This is a genomic window from Pseudomonas veronii, assembly GCF_001439695.1.
GTDB lineage: Bacteria > Pseudomonadota > Gammaproteobacteria > Pseudomonadales > Pseudomonadaceae > Aquipseudomonas > Aquipseudomonas veronii.
Map to the genome: position 1 here is coordinate 142,439 of NZ_JYLL01000008.1, position 19,739 is coordinate 162,177.

At 63.2% G+C, this 19,739-nt stretch carries 11 protein-coding genes; 5 read left to right on the forward strand and 6 right to left on the reverse strand.

The window, feature by feature from the left end:
• Positions 1-140 precede the first annotated feature (140 nt).
• From TU80_RS13210 to TU80_RS13220, 3 genes are read left to right on the forward strand one after another with little or no spacing between them, the layout of a single operon-like run.
• Positions 141-1,382, forward strand: coding sequence for an exonuclease SbcCD subunit D C-terminal domain-containing protein (locus TU80_RS13210; RefSeq protein WP_057004659.1), 1,242 nt, complete (start codon positions 141-143; stop codon positions 1,380-1,382).
• Complete coding sequence (locus TU80_RS13215) at positions 1,379-5,017, forward strand: AAA family ATPase (RefSeq protein WP_057004660.1); 3,639 nt, start codon at positions 1,379-1,381, stop codon at positions 5,015-5,017. Before TU80_RS13210 ends, TU80_RS13215 begins: the two co-directional genes overlap by 4 nt.
• Positions 5,014-5,616, forward strand: a complete 603-nt coding sequence (locus TU80_RS13220) for a glutathione S-transferase (RefSeq protein WP_057004661.1) — start codon at positions 5,014-5,016, stop codon at positions 5,614-5,616. The genes TU80_RS13215 and TU80_RS13220 overlap by 4 nt, the downstream gene beginning before the upstream one ends.
• Positions 5,617-5,655: 39 nt before the next feature.
• Here TU80_RS13220 and TU80_RS13225 read toward each other — a convergent pair whose 3' ends face one another.
• The 3 genes from TU80_RS13225 to TU80_RS13235 form a co-directional block, all read right to left on the reverse strand.
• Positions 5,656-5,835, reverse strand: a complete 180-nt coding sequence (locus TU80_RS13225) for a hypothetical protein (protein WP_046383659.1) — start codon at positions 5,833-5,835, stop codon at positions 5,656-5,658.
• 155 nt (positions 5,836-5,990) lie between these two features.
• A complete protein-coding gene (locus tag TU80_RS13230; protein ID WP_057004662.1) occupies positions 5,991-7,166 on the reverse strand; it encodes a lactonase family protein in 1,176 nt (391 codons plus the stop codon).
• Positions 7,153-7,440 carry a DUF5629 family protein gene (locus tag TU80_RS13235; RefSeq protein ID WP_046383661.1) on the reverse strand — a complete coding sequence of 96 codons (288 nt, stop codon included), beginning with the start codon at positions 7,438-7,440 and terminating at the stop codon, positions 7,153-7,155. Before TU80_RS13235 ends, TU80_RS13230 begins: the two co-directional genes overlap by 14 nt.
• A gap of 141 nt (positions 7,441-7,581) precedes the next feature.
• Between TU80_RS13235 and TU80_RS13240 the strand changes: the two genes are divergently transcribed.
• A complete protein-coding gene (locus TU80_RS13240) occupies positions 7,582-12,474 on the forward strand; it encodes a DUF6543 domain-containing protein (protein ID WP_057004663.1) in 4,893 nt (1,630 codons plus the stop codon).
• A 49-nt stretch (positions 12,475-12,523) separates the two neighbouring features.
• On the opposite strand, the gene TU80_RS13245 is transcribed toward TU80_RS13240, so the two are convergent.
• Both TU80_RS13245 and TU80_RS13250 read right to left on the reverse strand, forming a co-directional pair.
• Positions 12,524-14,899: an efflux RND transporter permease subunit gene (locus TU80_RS13245; RefSeq protein ID WP_046490929.1), complete on the reverse strand. Its 2,376-nt coding sequence runs from the start codon at positions 14,897-14,899 to the stop codon at positions 12,524-12,526.
• Positions 14,900-14,914: 15 nt separating this feature from the next.
• Entirely contained in the window at positions 14,915-15,955 is a 1,041-nt protein-coding gene (locus TU80_RS13250) for a WD40/YVTN/BNR-like repeat-containing protein (RefSeq protein ID WP_169850576.1), read from the reverse strand.
• Between the two features lie 310 nt (positions 15,956-16,265).
• On the opposite strand from TU80_RS13250, the gene TU80_RS13255 reads away from it, so the two are divergent.
• Positions 16,266-17,381 (forward strand): Gfo/Idh/MocA family protein, encoded by a 1,116-nt coding sequence (locus TU80_RS13255; protein WP_057004664.1) that lies wholly within the window; start codon positions 16,266-16,268, stop codon positions 17,379-17,381.
• Positions 17,382-18,024: 643 nt separating this feature from the next.
• On the opposite strand, the gene TU80_RS13260 is transcribed toward TU80_RS13255, so the two are convergent.
• Positions 18,025-19,728 carry an AMP-binding protein gene (locus TU80_RS13260; protein ID WP_057004665.1) on the reverse strand — a complete coding sequence of 568 codons (1,704 nt, stop codon included), beginning with the start codon at positions 19,726-19,728 and terminating at the stop codon, positions 18,025-18,027.
• Between the last annotated feature and the right edge of the window lie 11 nt (positions 19,729-19,739).

Genomic DNA, 19,739 nt, shown 5'->3' on the forward strand with positions numbered 1-19,739 from the left:
ATGGGCCAGACAACACTGAGCAAGCGGACCACCACCATCGCAGGCAAACCACCTCCCACACTGGATCTGCGTCGTCTGGAGCAGCGTGTGCGCAATACAGGTAAACTCCCCTCCTTTTCATCTTCTCCACGGAGCTCGCCTTGCGTCTGTTTCACACCTCCGACTGGCACCTTGGGCAAAACCTGCATGGCCAGGAGCGCGACTTCGAACACGCCTGTTTCCTCGAGTGGCTGCTGCGTCAGCTCGGCGCGCACGCGCCGGACGTGCTGTTGATCGCCGGCGATATCTTCGACACGGTCAACCCGCCGCTCAAGGCCCAGGAGCGGCTGTACGATTTCATCATCAGCGCCCACGAACAAACCCCCAACCTCACGATTGTGATGATCGCCGGCAACCACGACTCCGGCTCGCGCATCGAACTGCCCGCGCCGTTGATGCGCCGTTTGCGCACCCATGCCCTGGGCCGGGTGTTGTGGCTCGATGACAGGCAACTGGATACCGAGCGCTTGCTGATCCCGCTGCCCGGCGCCGACGGCAAGATCGCCGCCTGGTGCCTGGCGCTGCCGTTCCTGCGCCCGGCGGAAGTCACCGGGGCGCAACTGGGCGACGATTACCTGCGCGGTATCGGCCAGGTGCATGAGTGGCTGATTGCCGCAGCCAACGCCAAACGCGAGCCCGGCCAGGCGCTGGTTGCCATCAGCCATGCACATATGGCCGGCGGTTCGGTGTCGGAAGACTCCGAGCGCAGCCTGATCATCGGCAACGCCGAAGCGCTGCCCGCCAGCCTGTTCGACGCCAGCGTCAGCTATGTCGCCCTCGGCCATCTGCACAAGCCGCAGCGGGTCAACGGCGAGGAGCGCATTCGCTACAGCGGTTCGCCGATTCCGTTGTCGTTTTCCGAAATCGGCTACCAACACCAGATTCTCGACGTGACGTTCGACGGCGCAACCCTGCTCAGCGTCGAACCGCGCCTGATCCCGCGCGCGGTCAACCTGCAACGCCTGGAAGCCGCGCCACTGGCCGATATCCTCAAGCAGCTCGGCGACTTGCCGGACATCGACCTGCTCGCCGAAACCCAACGCCAGCCGTGGCTGGAAGTGCGCGTGCGCCTCGACGAGCCGCAACCCGACCTGCGCCAGCAAATTGAAACCGCCCTGCAAGGCAAGGCCGTGCGCCTGGTGCGTATCGCTGCCGAGTACGCCGGCAAACGCGGCAGCGACGACACCGACAACCAGCGCTTGATCGAACTCGACCAGCTCACCCCCCAGGAGCTGTTCAGCCGCGCCTGGCAGGACAACTACGGCAGTGAAGTGGATGAACAGACCTTGAAGGACTTCGCGGTGCTGCTCCAGGAAGTGCAACAGGAGGGCGAACAGCCATGAAGATCCTCGCCATCCGCCTGAAAAACCTCGCCTCCCTGGCCGGCCCGTTTGAGATCGACTTTACCGCCGAGCCCCTGGCCAGCGCCGGGTTGTTCGCGATTACCGGGCCGACCGGCGCCGGCAAAAGTACTCTGCTCGACGCGCTGTGCCTGGCGCTGTTCGGTGCCGTGCCACGCCTGGGCGATACCGGCCAGGCCAAGATGCCCGACGCCGACAGCGATATTTCCATCGGCGACCCGCGCACGTTGCTGCGACGCGGCACCGGCGGCGGGTATGCCGAGGTCGACTTTGTCGGCGTCAACGGCCGCCGCTACCGTGCGCGCTGGGAAGCCAACCGCGCCCGCGACAAAGCCAGCGGCAAGTTGCAGAACAGCCGGCAAAGCCTGATCGACCTGGACAGCGACCAGTTGCTGGCGAGCCAGAAAACCGAATACAAGACCCAGCTGGAGTTGGCCCTGGGCCTGAACTTCGAACAGTTCACCCGCGCGGTGCTGCTGGCGCAGAGCGAGTTCAGCGCCTTCCTCAAGGCCAACGACAACGAGCGCAGCGAACTGCTGGAAAAGCTCACCGACACCGCGCTCTACACCCAACTCGGCCGTCGCGCCTTCGACAAGGCCAAGGACGCCAAGGACGCCCACAAACAACTGCAGGACCAGGCCACCGGCGTGGAACCCCTGGCCCCGCAAGCCCGCGCCGAGCTGGACCAACAATTGGCCCACGCGCAGCAACAGCTCAAGACCGAGCAAGCCCAGCTCAAGCAGCTGGAGCTGCAGCACACCTGGCTCAAGGAACTGCGCGAATGGCAGGAGCGCAAGCTCAGTGCCGTCGAACAGTTGCAGCAAGCCCAGCAACACTGGGACAGCCAAGGCCCGCAGCGCGAGGACTTGAGCCGCCTGGAACAGTTGGCGCCGCAGCGCCATCACTTCGCGCGCCAGGCTGAGCTCGACACCTTGCTCACGCCGCTGGCCGCGCACATTCAAGCGCAGATCGAGCAGCAAACCGATCTGCATGGCCGCCAGGAGCAAGCCCTACAACAGCAGGCATCGGCCCAAACAGCGCTGGCCGCGGCCCTGCAAGCTCAGGTCGACGCCGGGCCTTTGCTGCGCCAGGCCTTCGAGGAACAGAACACCCTCGCCCACCTGAACAAGGAACTGGCCAAGCGCAACGAGGACCAGCAACAGCACGAAACGGCCTGCGCCGAAGGTCAGGCCTTGCTCAAGGGCTTGCAGGAAAAGCACACCCACGTCGCCGAGCGCCTGCAACGCCTGGCCGCCGGCCTGGAACGCAGCGCCGCCCTCGCGCCGTTGAGCGAGGCCTGGAACGCCTACAGCGACCGCCTGCAACAACTGATGCTGATCGGCAATCGCCTGAACAAAGGCCAGGCCGAACTGCCGCAGCTTGAACAGCGCGCCACCGCCGCCGCCGAGAAGTTCGCCCAACAACGCGATGCCCTCGACCTGCTGTACCAGGAGGCCGGCGCCGAACCTCACGCCGTCGCCGAGCAGATCCAGTTACTCGCCAGCCTGCTGCAAGACAATCGCAAGCAGCAACGCGCCTTCGAAGACCTGACCCGGCTGTGGGACAACCAGCAACAGCTGGACCAGCAAGCCAGCGTGTTGACGCAAAAACTCGCGGACGCGCAACAACAACGCGATCAGTTGAACCAGACCGGCCTGCACACCAAAGCCGAACTCACGCGCGCCGAACAGACCCTGACGGTGACCAAGCAACTGCTGGAGCGCCAGCGCCTGGCCCGCAGTGCCAGTGTCGAGGAGTTGCGCGGGCAATTGCAGGATGACCAGCCCTGCCCGGTGTGCGGCAGCCAAGCGCATCCGTATCACCAACCCGAAGCGTTGCTGCACAGCCTCGGTCGCCACGACGAAAACGAAGAGGCGATGGCGCAGAAAGCCGTCGACAGCCTCAAGGAAAAACTCACCGAGCTGCGCGGTGAAGTCGGCGGTTTGATCGCCCAGCAAAAGGAATTCCTGCAGCAACAGGAGCAACTGGCAATCCAACAGCAAGCCCTGGCGCCGAGCCTGGACGCACACCCGCTGGCGGCTGCGCTGTTCAATCAGGAGGCGGCCCGGCGCGGCGCCTGGCTGGCCCAGCAGCTCAGTCAACTGACGCAAAACATCACCCAGGACGAGCAACGCCAAGGCGCCTTGCTCAACCTGCAACAAAACGCCGGGCGCCTGCAGCAACAGCTGCAAGCCGCCCAGGACGCCAGCCAGCAGGCGCGCCAGTTACTGATCGACCAGCAACGCGAACTGGCCAACGACCGCGAACGCCTCGACGAAGAACTCCAGGCGTTCGCCAGCCTGTTGCCGACCGAGACACTCGAGGGCCTGCGCAGCGAACCGGCGGCGACCTTCGTGCAGTTGGACCAACAGGTCGGTCAGCGCCTCGAACAGTTGGCCCATCAGCGCGATGAACTGGCCGAGCAACAAGCGCGTCAGCAGGCGATCGAGAAAGAACACACCCATCAGCAACATCGCCAGCAGCAACTCGACGCATTGCGCCAGCAGGTCAGCGAACTGGCCGCCCAGCAACACGCGGCCCAGGAAAAACTCACCCGCCTGCTCGGTGAACACCCACGCGCCGAAGACTGGCAACAGCAACTCGAACAGGCCGTGGCGCAGTCTCGGCAAAGCGAAGCCGACGCCAATCAACAGTTGCAGGACATCCGCAACGCCTTGATCCAACTGGCCGCCGACCTCAAGGCCCAGCAAGACCGCCAGCACACGCTGCACGCCGAACAACACGCGCTCGCGACACGCTTGGGCGAGTGGCGCGCCCTGCACCCCGACCTGGACGACGCCGGGCTCAAGCGCCTGCTGGCCTTGGACGAGGCCCATGCCAGCGCACTGCGCCAGCAACTGCACAACAGCGAAAAAGCCGTCGAGCAAGCCCGGGTTCTGCTGCAAGAGCGCGAACAACGCCTGGCCGAGCACCAGGCGTTGCACAACGGCAACCTCGACGCCGAACAACTGGACGCCCAACTGGCCACGCTCAACCAGCAACTGGCCGAGGGCGAAAAACACTGCGCCGAACTGCGCGCGCGGCAATCCGAAGACCAGCGCCGCCAGGACGCCAACCACGCCCTGGCCGAACAGATCACCAAGGCTTATGAAGAATGGCAACGCTGGGCGCGCCTCAACGCGCTGATCGGCTCGGCCACCGGCGACACCTTCCGCAAGATCGCCCAGGCCTACAACCTCGATTTGCTGGTACACCACGCCAACGTGCAACTGCGCCAACTGGTGCGCCGCTACCGCCTCAAACGCGGCGGCAGCATGCTCGGCCTGCTGGTGAGGGACACGGAAATGGGCGACGAACTGCGCTCAGTGCATTCGTTGTCCGGCGGCGAGACGTTCCTCGTCTCCCTGGCGCTGGCGCTGGGCCTGGCGTCGATGGCCTCGAGTACCTTGAAGATCGAGTCGTTGTTTATCGACGAAGGTTTCGGCAGCCTCGACCCGGAATCCCTGCAATTGGCCATGGACGCGCTGGACGGCCTGCAAGCCCAGGGCCGCAAGGTGGCGGTGATTTCCCACGTACAGGAAATGCACGAGCGCATTCCGGTGCAGATCCAGGTCAAGCGTCAGGGCAATGGTTTGAGCACCGTGGAGGTGAAGTGAGCGAGGCGCTGCTGTACTCGTTTCGCCGTTGCCCCTACGCGATGCGCGCCCGCCTGGCCCTGCGCTATTGCGGCGTGCCGCTGCGGATTGTCGAAGTCAGCCTCAAGGCCAAGCCGGCCGAGATGCTCGCACTGTCGCCCAAAGGCACGGTGCCGGTGTTGAGCGTCGACGGTCGGGTGATCGACGAAAGCCTGGACATCATGCGCTGGGCCTTAGCGCAAAACGATCCGCAAGACTGGTTGCTACAGGGTGATCCCGCGGTGCAGGCGCTGATTGCCGAGAATGACCTGGGCTTCAAACATCACTTGAATCGCTACAAGTATGCCGAGCGCTACCCGGAGCGGCCGATGGAAGCGTATCGGGCCGACGGTGAGGTGTTTTTGCAGAAGCTGGAGGCGTTGCTGGCTGACCGTGCGTATTTGCTCGCCGATCATCCAAGCCTTGCGGATATGGCTGTGGCGCCGTTTGTGCGGCAGTTTGCCCATGTCGATCGGGAGTGGTTTACGCGCACCTCATATCGACGGGTGCAGGCGTGGTTGCAGTGGTTTCTGGACTCGCCGCTGTTTATCGCGGTGATGGCCAAGCCTGAATCTGCCTGAATCGATGTGGGAGCGGGCGCGCCGGCTCCCACAGGGCGCTCAGTACTGGGTTTTGTGATCCAGTGCGGCGTAGAAGTTGGCACTCTGTTGCAGGTATTTCTGGGTGTAGGCGCTGGTGCTGGATTGTTTGCCGATGATGTTCACGCTGGCCGCAGCTGGCAGTGCAACAGTGGCGGAAACAGCGGAGGCGGCGATGATCGAGAAGAGATTGAAGTTCATGTCGGTAACCCTTGTGTTCGTTTGGTTGAGTGGCCGGGGAGGCCTTGGAACTCAACTTACGCCCGAGGGTTGGGCCTTAGAAATGCTTTGAAACAGTAGCTGTTATTAATCGAATTAATAAAGAGGATCAGGCCCCGCCGTGCGGGGCCTGTGGCTTATTGACGCACCAGGAACTTGAGGTCGCTGGGCGCATCGATCGGTAGTTTTTGCACGGTTTTGCCGAGCAGGCCGGTGTGTGGATCGCGTTCGATCACCACGATTTCATTGCTTTTCTGGTTGGCGACCAGCAGGAACTTGCCGCTCGGGTCCAGGCTGAACTCGCGCGGATGGTCGCCGTCCACGGAACGGCGCTGCAGTTCCTTGAGATGCGCGGTCGCCGGATCAATGCTGAACACCAGCAACTGATTGGCGGTGCCGCGATTGCTCACGTACAGGAACTTGCCATCGCTGGAAGCATGCAGCGCCGCGCCGGCCTTGTCGGACACCGGTTGCCCGGCGGCGAAGTCCACCAGCTGGGTTTGGTTGAGCGTGCCGTCGTGGTAATCGAACACCGCGACCTGAGCGCTCATCTCGGTGGTCAGCCAGGCATGCTTGCCGTCCGCGCTGAACAGCAAATGCCGCGGGCCGCTGCCCGGCGGCAAAGGCACCGATGCCGGGTTGGCCGGGGTCAGGGGCTGCTCAGGGTTGGCCTTGGGATCGTAGCGGTAGGCAAACACCTTGTCCGCGCCGAGATCCTGCACAAACACATACTTGCCATCCGGCGCCGGCACCACCGAATGCACATGGTTGGACGCCTGGCGTTGCGGGTTGACCCGGCTCGCCGGGTGCCCGCTCAACTGCACGGGCGCCGCCAGTTTGCCTTGGGCGTCCAGCGGCAGAATCGCCAGGCTGCCGCCCGGGTCTTCAAGCACCGAATAGTTGGCGACGAACAGGTAGCGGCCATCGGCGGCCACGCTGGAATGCGTCGGCTCGCTGCCCAGGCTTTGAACCTGATTGATCAGCGTGAGCTGATGGTTCTGCGGGTCGATGCGGTAGCTGCTGACGCGACCGACCGCGTCCTGTTGGCCGGGGCCGTTTTCATTGACGACAAACAGATGCTGCTGATCCTTGGAGACCGTCAGCCAGGACGGGTTGGCCGTTTTTGCCGCCAATACCGGCTGGCCCTGGAACCGCCCGGTGCGGCTGTCGAATTGCAGGCGATAGATCCCTTCGCTGCTGCCGGCGGTGTAGCTGCCGACCAACAGTTCATAGGTGTCGGCCGGTGCGGCCTGTGCCGACATCGCCCCGACGCTGCCCGCGATCAACAAGGGCCAGAATTTACGCATCAGCATCCGCTTCATCCTCTTCATTATTATTGGCGGTGATTGCGCTCATGCAGACCAGACGGTGCTCGCCCACATCACCGGTCAGCGTCCAGCTTTGCAGAGTCTCATCGAAGACCGCGGCCTGCAGCTGTTCCAGACTGAAACTCCAGCGTTTTTGCGCACGGCCATCCATGGCGATGATCAGCAGCTTTTTTTCATCCAGTGCGAACTCGAAGGCATGCAGCCCGTCGATTTCAAGCATGTCGCTGGTGGCAAGGACGGCCGTCAAAGTAGTAGTCATCACAGTCTTTCATCAGGTTCAAAGGGCTAATGATAGGCCACTTTGCCGCCAGGACCTAAAACCATAACCGGCTACCGCATCGGCGCCACACCGCGGATTACCGTGCAAGGGCACGTCTTTATTCAACGTAAAGGAATACCCATGCCAGACCACAATCTCCCCCTCGCCGCCGACCCGCTGCGGGAAGCGCTTGAAGCCCAGTTTCTCAAGCGTCCGACACTGCGCGCAGTCACCGCGCAGATGCTGGCGCGCAACCTGGCGGAGAAATATCCGCCGTTGACACACCCCCTCGCCGACCTGCGACTGGCCGTACCCCGTGACGGTGGCGGGCGGGCGTTGCTGCCGTTGCTGGAGGTCGCGCTGGACCATCTCGCCGACGGCAGCTTTCCCGATGTGTCGACGCGCCACGGCCTGGATAGCTACTTGAGCGATGCCAGCGGCACGCGGCTCGGTTATCCGGCCAATGGCGCCCACGCCTATGATCTTGACGTCATCGAAGCCGTCATTCGCGAACTGCCGTCGCTGCTGTTTATCGGCTTCCAAGACGCCATGGCCACCTATTGGGGCGAAGACAGCGACGCCCGCGGCAGCCGCTGGAAATGGCTGGCCGACGTGCTGCAAGGCACGCTGCTCGACGCCGCCGCACGCCACGCCCAACCGTTGGGCATCCTCAATACGCTGGCGCGCTACCCAGACCGTGCCACCCGCGCGCGCCGCCCGGCCCCCGACAACGCGATTCATGCCTATACGCTAGAGGCGCACCTGACGCGCGCAGGCAGCCTGCTCACGCTGCAAGCGAGCGACCTGCTGGTGGTGTGCCGCGAGCAGGTGTTGCTGTGCCGTCTGTCCGGCGCAATCGAGGCCTACCCTGACCTGGACGCCTTCGGCCAGGCCTGGGCCGACCACCTGCAACAGCGCTTCAGCGTCGACAGCATCACCTGGCAGCAGTACGAACCCGACGGCAATATTTTCGAGGTCCAGGCCGCGCTGATCCTCAACCAGCAATTGGAGGACCTGGCCGCCCTGCAACTCCCGGCCAACAGCACGGTGCAGGCCTTGGAACAACAGTTTGCCGCCATCACCCAACCGGCGCGGTTTTTCGCCAGCGCCCGCGGCACGGCGCTGGCCACGCTGGCGTCCCTCCAGGCCGCCCTGCCCGACTGGCTGCAACGCGCCAGCGCCGCCGACCGCCTGGCTTACCGCGAATGCCTGCTTGAACAGGCCGGGATCAAGCGCCAGACCCTCGGCGATTCCGACTTCGATGGCCTGGAAACCCTGCATAGCTATGCCGCCGAGCACTTGAACCATCAACTGTGCCTGGATCGCGCTGTCGCCCTGGGCGGCCAGCGTACCTGCAACGACGCGGCACGCGCTGCCGGCTACCGGGCCGACGAGTTGACCCTGACCTTTCATGTCGCGGTGGGCAGCCTTGCAGGTGGTTACCTCGCGCCGGTATCCATGAGCCTGGTGGACCTGGCGCTGAAGAACCTGTCGGGAAGCCCCAGAGGCCGCATGACGCTCAGCCATCGCAGCGGCCGGGCGCTCGAAGCGTGGTTGACGCCCGCCTACGTGCTGCAACTGGTCCAGCGTGTGGACATCGGCAACAACTATCCCGCCTACCTGCGCCGGGAACTGATGGGCGACACCGCCGCCGCGCGCAAACGCCAGCGGCTGTTCAACCAACAGCGGCCCCTGCACCTGAAAACCCAGGCGCTGGAGCACGCGCTCCGCGGCGAAGCCGGCCTGACCGCGCGCGGCGCGCGCTGTGTGCGGGCACTGCTCGCAACCAACCCGCTGGCACGCCGGGTCGATGGCGACGAAATGGTCATCCGCCCCCTGGCCTTTCTACGCACGCCGGCAGCCATAGCGGACGTGGTACAGAACATGTTCATCATCGAACCGCTCGACACCCGGCTGGGGCCGCACCTGCTGTACCGTCCGGCCTATCGCGACGCGCTGCTCGAGTTCAGCAGCCGCGAACACCTGCTGGCGGCCATTGTGCAACCCGGTGCGCTACAGGACAGCGTGCTGACCTGGCTGCCCGACCCGGCCAGGGCGATCTACAGCAACGGCGGGTTCAGCCAGCCGCACATCCTGCGCATCGGCATCGGTTCGGAGTTCGACCGGCTGCCCGAGGTGCCCAAACCCGCAGAATTGGCGCCGGCCGGCGATGCGAGCGGCGACGAAATCCTGCAAGCGCTCAACCACGGCAGCCTGATGGACTATCTGTTCGGCTGCGAAACCCGCCAGTTGCTGGACCAGGCCGAGCGCGAATCGACCTCGAATGCGCAAAGCCGCTGGGCGTTGATCCTCGAAGGCATGCAATTGGGCTTCAACACCTTGTTGATGGCCGTGCGCGGCCCCCTGGCGACGATCGGCTGGCTGATCCAGGCGACGCAAAGCCTGACCCAGGACCTGCTGGCGCTGGAGAGCCCTGACCCTACGGCGAAAGAGCTGGCGTGGGTCGACCTGCTGCTCAATATCGGCATGCTGCTGGTGCATCAAGGCCCCCTCAGCGCGCACAGTGCCAGCCCGCCGCTCGACGAACAGCCCGTCACGCGCGCGCCCTTCCGACGCCCGCCCGGCCTGGCAACCCGCCATGCAGCGGCGGTCGAACGCGGCGTCATCGGCCTGCCCAGCGAACCACCCGGCGGTGGCCGCACGCCGTTGGACTTCGACCATTCGTTGGCCGGCGACACCGCCGCGGCCGCGCTGCTGGAGAAACTGCGCGCCGTCAACGTGCCGTGGCCCGTGCCCGCTCCCGCGCCACTCGACACCGGGCCTCACCAAGGCTTGTACCGCATCAACGGCCTGTGGCATGCCTCGGTGGCCGGGCTGTTATTCAGGGTCAGCATCGTCCCGGGTTTTGCTGACGTGTTCATCGTTCATCCGCAAAAACCCGAACATCCCGGGATTTTGCTGAGAACCGATGGCAACGGCCATTGGTCGCTGGACCGCGGGCTCAAACTGCTGGGTGGCGGGCCCAAGCGCCTGGCCGCCTTGCGCGAAGAAAACCTGCGCAAGAAACAAGAAGTGCTCGCCCGGGTGCAAGTGCTCAGTGAAGACATGCAGCACCTGATGGCGCCATTCCAGGCAGCGAGCACGCAGATATCTCCCGCCCTGGACGCCTTGGTCAAACAACGCAAAACCGCGCAGTTGGTGTGGAACCTGCTGCAAAAAGCCAGCGACCAGCAAAGGCCCGCCCTGGAAACACGGCACCAGCGCGAAACCCTCAAGCATCAGCAATTGCGCACCGAGTTTCAGATTCTGCTGGAGAACCTAGAATTGCTGTTTGCCCAATCACTGGCCCCGCGCCTGGAGATGGTCAAGCTCGGCGTAGAACTGGAAAAAGTCGGCGGTGCCGGCGTGCATGTGCATGACCGCGCGAAAATCCTCAAGACGGTCTGGGACCAACAACTGTTTATCCACGAGATGCTCCTGGGCCGGTTGAACGCCATGCGCTTTTCCGGCGCGGGCGAACCCATGGCGCGAATGGCGCGCCGCATGTTCGTGAATAACTTGCTCGGCGACTCCACGGTCTACGACGAATACGTGCGCAACGCCACCGAGTCAGCAAACATCCGCCAGCACATGGCCGAGGTTTCCGTTGCCATGGAAACCACCCTGGAACAGCTGGAAAACGATTCGCTGGCGGGGCGCACGATACGCCAGGAGTTGCTGGCACAGATCGAATACCCGCAGAATTTTTTCCCCGACAACCTGCGGCTCAACGCCCTCGACTACCTGGCCGTCAGCAGCGTGGAGATGACCGATGTACGCCTGCCACCGCAGGAAGAGCTGTACGTCAAACGCCTGGAGCAAACCGACCTGAGCGCGGCGCTGCTGTCTCACGTCGAAGTGCGCAGCAGCACCGAATACACCCTGGTCGAACAACGGCAGGTGTACGAGAGCGTGCTGAAAAAGTACCGCCGTTATGAAGAGGCGATCCGCGTACTCAAGGCGCTCAACCCGAGCCGCCTGCGCCCGCAGGCCGAACGTCTGCTGGCGGGCCTCGAATACGCCCAGGCGCTGGCGAACAGCGAGCTGGAATCGGTGGTGCGCAAGCAGGAAGCGTTGGAGGTGGTGCTGCCGCTGTCGAAAACCCTGCGCGCCAAGGCGCCGACAAAGCGCGTGTTCAAGACCCGCAAAAAAGAGTATTTGATCGGCGAACTCAAGCCGGCCGATGCGCAGAACGCCGAGGAGCACTTCACCCTCACCGATACGCTGACCGGTGAAGCCGTTGCCTCTTTCAACAAGCACGCGGACGGCTGGGCGACCACCGCCGAACCGCCTTCCCAAGCCCCCACGCATCCCCCGCGAGGCCGCACGCTGGCGACCCTCAAAGGTTTGGCCCAGACGCTGATCGAACAGCGCCGCGACATTGAACGCGTCATTACCGCCGACCGGCAAAAACTCGACTCGCCGCGTACACGCCAACAGGTCAACCCGGGCGACTGGGATGAGCTGCTCAGCGGGCACGCGGACAAGCTCACCGCGCTGGCCGAGGAAATCCAGCGCGACCACCTCGACAAACCCTCGGCCCAGGACCTGATCGATGAGTACCAGGCCCAGGCCCGCGATATGCTGCGGCTGGCGGAACGGGTGTGCAGCGAGGGCTACAAGCGTCAATGGCCGACCCAGGAGAGCCTCGAGTATCTGTGGCAACACCAGCAGATCGATATCAACCTGACCAGCCTGGCCGACCCGCAACGGCCGACCCTCAGTGGCGATTTCTTCACCGAATACGCGGTGTATGACAAAGCGAAAAAACCGCCGACGGTACTGTGGTATGCCCACTTCCATTACGCCAGCGCCGACGCCCCGCCTGCACGCTATACCCGCGCCCATCTGAAACTGGCGGAGCAGCGCAAATACACGCAGAAGGATTTGCTCAAGCAACACGTCCAGAGCAGCTTGCGCAACCCCCAGGAGCCGGGCGCCGAGCCGATCAGGCGGATTGTCTACGTATTGATCACGCCGCCGGTGGATCAGTTGTTCCTGGCGATCGCGCCCATACCGCGCGCAACCCGGTGAGCGCAGTGTGACGTTGCAGGTGGGGGCGCAACCGCCCCCACCGCTGCACTCAGTGGGCGAACAGCGAATTGCCTTTCTGCCCGGCCAACTTCTCCGGTTTGATCAGGAACCGCGCCAGCGCCGGCAGCAGCCACAGCGCGCCGAACATGTTCCACAGCAGCATGAAGGTCAGCATCAGGCCCATGTCGGCCTGGAACTTGATCGCCGAGAAGATCCAGGTACACACGCCGATCGCCAGGCACAACCCGGTGAACAGCACCGCCTTGCCTGTGGACTTGAGCGTCTGGTAGTACGCCTCTTGCAACGGCAGGCCAGCGCGCAGGAAACTTTCCAGACGGCTGTAGATGTAAATGCCGTAGTCCACGCCGATGCCCACGCCAAGGGCCACCACCGGCAAGGTCGCGACCTTGACGCCGATGCCCATGAACGCCATCAGCGCGTTGCCCAGCACCGAGGTCAGCACCAGCGGCAGCACGATGCACAGGGTCGCCGCCCAAGAGCGGAAGGTGATCATGCACATGGTCGCCACGCACAGGTACACCAGGATCAGGATGGTCAGCTCCGACTCCTTGATCACCTCGTTGGTAGCGGCCTCGATCCCGGCGTTACCGGCGGCGAGGATGAACTCCAGGCCGTCCTTGTTGTTTTCCTTGGCGAAGTCCTGCACCGCATGCACGGCGCGGTCGAGGGTTTCGGCCTTGTGGTCGTTGAGGAACACCAGCACCGGCGCCAGGGAGCAGTTGTTGTTGTACAGGCCATCGGCGCGGGCGATGGAGTTGTTCAGCACATCCGGGTTGCGCGACAGGGTTTCCCATTTCAGGTTGCCCTCGTTCATGCCCTTGATCATCTGCTTGGACACGGTCACCAGCGAGATCGCCGACTGCACGCCCTCGGTGTTCTGCATCTTCCACATCAACTGGTCGATGGGCGCCATGGCTTCATAGCGCGAGCAGCCTTCGGCCTTGGTCTTGACCATCACCACCAGCACGTCGGAACTGGTGGAGTAGTTGTTGATGATGAAGTTGTTGTCCTTGTTGTAGCGCGAGTCCGGGCGTAGCTCCGGCGCGCCCTGGTCCAAGTCGCCGATCTTGAGGTGCTGGCTGTACCAGAGGCCGCCGCTGAACGCGACCAGCGCCAGGGCGACGGAAATCGGCGCGACCTTCGGGTTGGCGAAATTCGACAGCAGGCGCCAGAACGGGTGTTCGCGATTCGCGTCTTTCTTGCTCCTGGCCACGGCGCGCTTGCTGATGCCCGCGTAGGAAATCGCCACCGGCAGCAGGATCAGGTTGGTAAACACGATCACCGCCACGCCGATGGACGCGCCGATGGCCAGTTCCCGGATCACCCCGATGTCGATGATCAGCAGGGTAATGAAACCCACCGCATCCGCCAGAATCGCGATCATCCCCGGCAGGAACAGTTGCCGGAAGGTACGCCGTGCGGCAGTCAGCGCATTGTCCGCGTCGCTCGATTGCAGAGCGATACCGTTGATCTTCTGCACGCCGTGGGAAATACCGATGGCGAAGATCAGGAACGGCACCAGCATCGAATACGGATCGAGCCCGAAGCCGAAGAAGTGCATCAAGCCAAGTTGCCAGACCACCGCCACCAGCGTCGTGCTCAACACCGCGACGGTGCTGCGCAGGCAGTTGGTGAACCACAGCAACAGCACCAGCGTGATGACGAAGGCAACGCCGAAGAACAGCACGACCATCACCAGCCCGTCGATCAGGTCGCCGACCTTCTTGGCGAAACCGACGATGTGGATCTTGACGTTGGGGTTCTGCGCTTCGAACTTGGTGCGGATCTTGTCTTCCAGTTCATGGGAGAACTGCCGATAGTCCAGGGCCAGCAACTTGCCCTGGTCCTGCGGGTCCGGGTAGGACTCCAGCAGCGGGATGTCGACGATGCTCGACTTGAAGTCGTTGGACACCAGGCGCCCGACCTGACCGGACTTGAGCACGTTGTTGCGCAGTTGATCGAGGCTCTGCGGCGAGCCGTTGTAGCTCTGCGGGATCACTTCACCGCCGGCAAAGCCTTCCTCGGTGACTTCGGTCCAGCGCACGCTGGGGCTCCACAGCGACTTGAGGCCCGAGCGGTCGACGCCAGAGATGTAGAACACCTCGTCGTTGATCTGCCGCAGGGTCTCCATGTAGTCCTTGGTGAAGATGTCACCGTCCTTGGCCTCTACCGAGATACGCACCGTGTTGCCCAGGTTGGCCAGGTCGTTGCGGTGTTCCATCATCTTTTCGATGAAGGGGTGCTTGAGCGGGATCATCTTTTCGAAGCTGGTGGAGGGGCGAATCAACGTCGCCTGCCAGAACAGGAAAATACTCACCAGCAGGCAGATGACGATCACTGCCGGGCGGTTGTTGAAGATCAGGCGCTCAAGAAAGGTCGCTTTATCGTTGTGATGACTGCTCATTCTTTCCCCGCCTTCTTATTGTTTTGTGGGTTCGGCGCCGGTTGGCGTAGCAACACGAACACCCCCCTGCCCGACCAGAATCAAGTTGCCATTGCCCGCCGCCGTCACCGCTGAGAGTGAAATACGGTCCGGGCGATTGAATACGCTGAAAGTCTGGCCGTCGTCATGGCTGACCACCACGCTGCCGCCGTTACCGACCACCACCAGCGCGCCGTCATCGAGCAAGGTCGCCCCGGACAAGCCGAACTCCAGGGCGCCGCGCGCCGCATTCAGTTCGACCTGCTCCCAGGTGCTGCCGAAATCCGTGGAGCGGTACAGGTTGCCACGCAAGCCGTAGGCCAACAGGGTGTGCGGCTGGGCGGTGCCGATCACGCCGAACAGTGAACCCTCGTAGGGGCCTTCGAGTTTTTCCCAGGTCTGGCCGTCGTCGCTGGAGCGGAACATGCTGCCCTGCTCACCGACGATAAACAGGCCGGCGTCCTTGATCTGGGCGATGGCGTTGAGGTGGAACTGGTCTTCGTTGTCGAGGCGCTCGCTGACGTCTTCCCAGGTTTTGCCGCCATCGGTGGTTTCGATCAGCGCCCCGTAGGCGCCGACGGCCAGGCCGTGGTTGGCGTCGTTGAACCAGACGTCGAGCAACGGCGCTTCGCGCTTGAGGTCCTGGTATTGCTGGACCCAGGTGGCGCCGCCGTCGACGCTGGCGAGGATCTGTGCATCGTGGCCGACGGCCCAGCCGTGTTTGTCATCGACAAAAAACACCGCCGTGAGCAGTTGGCGGGTGGGGACTTTGGCTTGGGTCCAGGTGCTGCCCTGGTCATCGGAATAGAGGATGTGCCCGCGATCACCGACCGCCACCAGGCGCGAGCCCGCGTGGACCACGTCGATCATCAGGCCCTTGGCGGCCTTGGGGGATTCAATTGCAAACACCGGCTGTGCGGCGGTATCGCTGGCTGCCAACAGCGGTGGCGACAACGCGGCACCGGCCAGCAACGAGAGCGCTGTGGCCAGCAACGCAACCCTGCGTGCGGCGCGTGGGCGGCAAACAACCCAACCCATGACAGGCTCACTCATAGACCTTTCTCCCATTTATTATTGTTAGGTCGTCTTACCTTCCCGGGCTCTGAAACCTGCAATCTAGAGCGCCTGGAGGAAGTAGGGGCCATCCTATCGGGCTTTCGAATCGTCTGACAATCGGCGCTACGTTATCTTTTGTTAACTGGCGGCTTTTAACCCTGCGCTGAATATAACCACATCAACTGCAATGATATAGCCGCAGAAATGAATTATTTTTTCCACATATTGAATTATGAGAATTTATATTCCATTAATAGCCTCCCTGAAAACAATAATCCAAAGGACCACGGCTATGCGCAAACTCGGAATCGGCCTGATCGGCACAGGCTTCATGGGCCGCGCCCATGCCCTGGCGTTCAATAACGCCCGCACGGTATTCGAGCTGCCGGTCAGCCTCAGACTGGCCGCCCTGGCCGATGCCGACACCGAACGCGCCCAGCGCTGCGCCGATGCCTGGGGATTTGCCCAGGCCCATGGCGACTGGCAAGCGCTGGTCAACGACCCCACGGTCGATGTGGTAGCGATCACCACACCGAACCATTTGCACTACCCCATGGCCATGGCCGCGCTCGCCGCGGGCAAGGCGGTGTACTGCGAAAAACCGCTGGCGGTCAGCCTGGCGCAGGCCGACGCCATGCGCCACGCCGCGAGTGCGGCGGGCGTGGTGACGCGGGTCGGCTACAACTACCAGCACAACCCGATGATCGGGTGGGCAAAGCAGATCATCGCCAACGGCGAATTGGGCGAAATCATCAGTTTCCAGGGTGAGTTCAGCGAAGACTTCATGGCCGACCCGGCGTCACCCTGGTCGTGGCGCTGTGAGGTGGAACATGCCGGTGGCGCCCTGGCAGACCTGGGCAGCCACTTGCTGTCGATGGCACGCTATCTGGTGGGCGATGTGGTCAGCGTGTGCGCCGATACGCAGACCGTGCATGCACAGCGCCCCGCCGTCAAAGGCGGCGACACACTCAAGTCGATTGCCGTGGACGATCAGGTACACGCCCTGCTGCGTTTCGCCAACGGCGCGCGCGGCACGGTGAGCAGCAGTTGGCTCAAGCACGGTTACAAGAACCACCTGGCGTTTGAAATCAGCGGGACGCAAGGCTCATTGGCCTTCGATCAGGAGCGCTTGAACGAACTGCGCCTGTGCCGCAAGGGCCAGGACGGCTTCCAACGCCTGCTGGCCGGCCCCGCCCTGCCCGGCTACGCGGCGTTCAGCCCGGCCGCCGGCCATCAGTTGGGCTACAACGAATTGAAGACGCTGGAAGTGCACGAGTTGATTCTGGCAGTGACCGGCCAGGGCGCGGACGGCAGCGACTTCGACGCGGCGTGGGCGGTCGAGCGGCTGGCGACGGCGATTCGCGTGGCGGCTCGCGAACAACGCTGGGTCAATGTGAACTCGGTCTGAAATGTGGGAGGGGGCTTGCCCCCGATGGCGGTGGATCAGTCGATAGGCTCGGTGACTTCAACTCCGCTATCGGGGGCAAGCCCCCTCCCACATTTAGATCACCTAGAGATTCAAGTTAACGCAGCGCGCGGCGCAGCACCTTGCCCACCGTGGTCTTGGGCAGCTCGGCGGTTTCCTTGGGCGGCGTGGGCGCTCAAGCGGCTGGCGACGGCGATTCGCGTGGCGGCTCGCGAACAACGCTGGGTCAATGTGAACTCGGTCTGAAATGTGGGAGGGGGCTTGCCCCCGATGGCGGTGGATCAGTCGATAGGCTCGGTGACTTCAACTCCGCTATCGGGGGCAAGCCCCCTCCCACATTTAGATCACCTAGAGATTCAAGTTAACGCAGCGCGCGGCGCAGCACCTTGCCCACCGTGGTCTTGGGCAGCTCGGCGGTTTCCTTGGGCGGCGTGGGCGCTCAAGCGGCTGGCGACGGCGATTCGCGTGGCGGCTCGCGAACAACGCTGGGTCAATGTGAACTCGGTCTGAAATGTGGGAGGGGGCTTGCCCCCGATGGCGGTGGATCAGTCGATAGGCTCGGTGACTTCAACTCCGCTATCGGGGGCAAGCCCCCTCCCACATTTAGATCACCTAGAGATTCAAGTTAACGCAGCGCGCGGCGCAGCACCTTGCCCACTGTGGTCTTGGGCAGCTCGGTGCTGCGAAACTCCACGTACCTGGGCACTTTGTACCCCGTCAGGTATTCCCGGCAATGGGCCAGGATCTGTTCCTGAGTCAGGTTCGGGTCTTTGCGCACCACGATGATCTTCACCCTCTCGCCGGTCACGCCATCTTCCACACCGATTGCCGCCACTTCAGCAACGCCGGGGTGCAGCGCCACCACGTCTTCGATTTCATTGGGGTACACGTTGAAGCCCGAGACCAGGATCAGGTCCTTCTTGCGGTCGACCAGGCGGATATAGCCGCGCGTATCCATCACCCCGATATCGCCGGTCGACAGCCAGCCCTCGGCATCCAGCACCTCGGCGGTTTCCTTGGGCCGCTTCCAGTAGCCCTGCATCACCTGCGGGCCGCGCACTTGCAATTCGCCCTGCTCACCGAGGTCGGCCAATTCGCCGTCTTCGCGCATGAAACGCACCCAGGTCGACGGCAAGGGCACGCCGATGCTGCCGGTGAATTCCATCTCGCGCATGCGGAAAATGTCGATGGGGCTGATGCTCACCACCGGCGAGCATTCGGTCAGCCCGTAGCCTTCGATGATCGGCAGCCCGGTGACTTCCTTCCAGCGCTTGGCCACCGCCGTGTGCGTGGCCATGCCACCGGCGATCACCATGCGCAGGTCGGAAAAGTCCCGCGCACAGAACTCCTGGTTCTCCAGCAAGCCGTTAAACAACGTGTTGACCCCGGCAATCCCGTTGAAGCGCTCCTTGCGCAGGATCATCTGCACGCGCTTCACGTCCCGCGGGTTGGCGATCAGGATGTTGCGCCCGCCCAGGCACATGAACATCAGGCAGTTCACCGTCAGCGAAAAGATGTGATACAGCGGCAACAAGGTGACGTTGGTTTCCTGCTTGTCCTGGTCCAATTGGTTGCCGACCCAGGCCTTGGCTTGCAGCAGGTTGGCGATGATGTTGCGGTGGCTGAGCATCACACCCTTGGCGTCACCCGTGGTGCCGCCGGTGTATTGCAGGAAGGCCAGGTCGTCGAGGTGCATGTCCACCGGGAAATGGGTCAGCGCCCGTCCTTGCTTGAGCGCCTGATTGAAGCGTACCGAACCGCGCAGGTTGAACCTCGGCACCTGTTTCTGCACGCGGCGCAGGATGAAGTTCATCGCCGCGCCCTTGAAGGTGCCGAGCAAGTCGCCGATGGCCGCCACCACCACGCGCTTGACGCTGCTGCCGGGCATGGCTTTTTCCAGGGTGTGGGCGAAGTTCTCGAATATCACCACTGTCTCGGCGCCGCTGTCCTTGAGCAAATGCTTGAGTTCATGGGCGGTGTACAGCGGGTTGACGTTGACCACCACCGCACCGGCCAGGATCGTCCCCAGCAGGCAGATCGGGTACTGCAAGCAGTTGGGCATCATCAGCGCCACGCGGTCGCCGGTCTTCACACCCTGGCCTTGCAACCAGGCGGCAAACGCGATGCCCTGCATGTGCCAGTCGGCATAGGTCATTTCGGTGCCGATGCTGACGTAGGCCACCCGTTCGCGGAATTTTTCCAGGTGCTCCAGGAACACCTCGCGCAGCGACGGGTAGTCCTCGATACCGGCATCGATGTCCGCCGGGACGCCGGGCAGGTAGGCGTTCAACCAGATGCGTTCGGTGTGTTCCAGGCTGATAGCGTTCATGGCAATTTCCT

Coding starts and splice junctions, on each gene's coding strand:
- TU80_RS13230 (WP_057004662.1), bottom strand. CDS start 7,166: ATGCTGATGCGTAAATTCTGGCCCTTGTTGATCGCGGGCAGCGTCGGG.
- TU80_RS13255 (WP_057004664.1), top strand. CDS start 16,266: ATGCGCAAACTCGGAATCGGCCTGATCGGCACAGGCTTCATGGGCCGC.
- TU80_RS13215 (WP_057004660.1), top strand. CDS start 1,379: ATGAAGATCCTCGCCATCCGCCTGAAAAACCTCGCCTCCCTGGCCGGC.
- TU80_RS13260 (WP_057004665.1), bottom strand. CDS start 19,728: ATGAACGCTATCAGCCTGGAACACACCGAACGCATCTGGTTGAACGCC.
- TU80_RS13250 (WP_169850576.1), bottom strand. CDS start 15,955: ATGGGTTGGGTTGTTTGCCGCCCACGCGCCGCACGCAGGGTTGCGTTG.
- TU80_RS13225 (WP_046383659.1), bottom strand. CDS start 5,835: ATGAACTTCAATCTCTTCTCGATCATCGCCGCCTCCGCTGTTTCCGCC.
- TU80_RS13245 (WP_046490929.1), bottom strand. CDS start 14,899: ATGAGCAGTCATCACAACGATAAAGCGACCTTTCTTGAGCGCCTGATC.
- TU80_RS13235 (WP_046383661.1), bottom strand. CDS start 7,440: ATGACTACTACTTTGACGGCCGTCCTTGCCACCAGCGACATGCTTGAA.
- TU80_RS13240 (WP_057004663.1), top strand. CDS start 7,582: ATGCCAGACCACAATCTCCCCCTCGCCGCCGACCCGCTGCGGGAAGCG.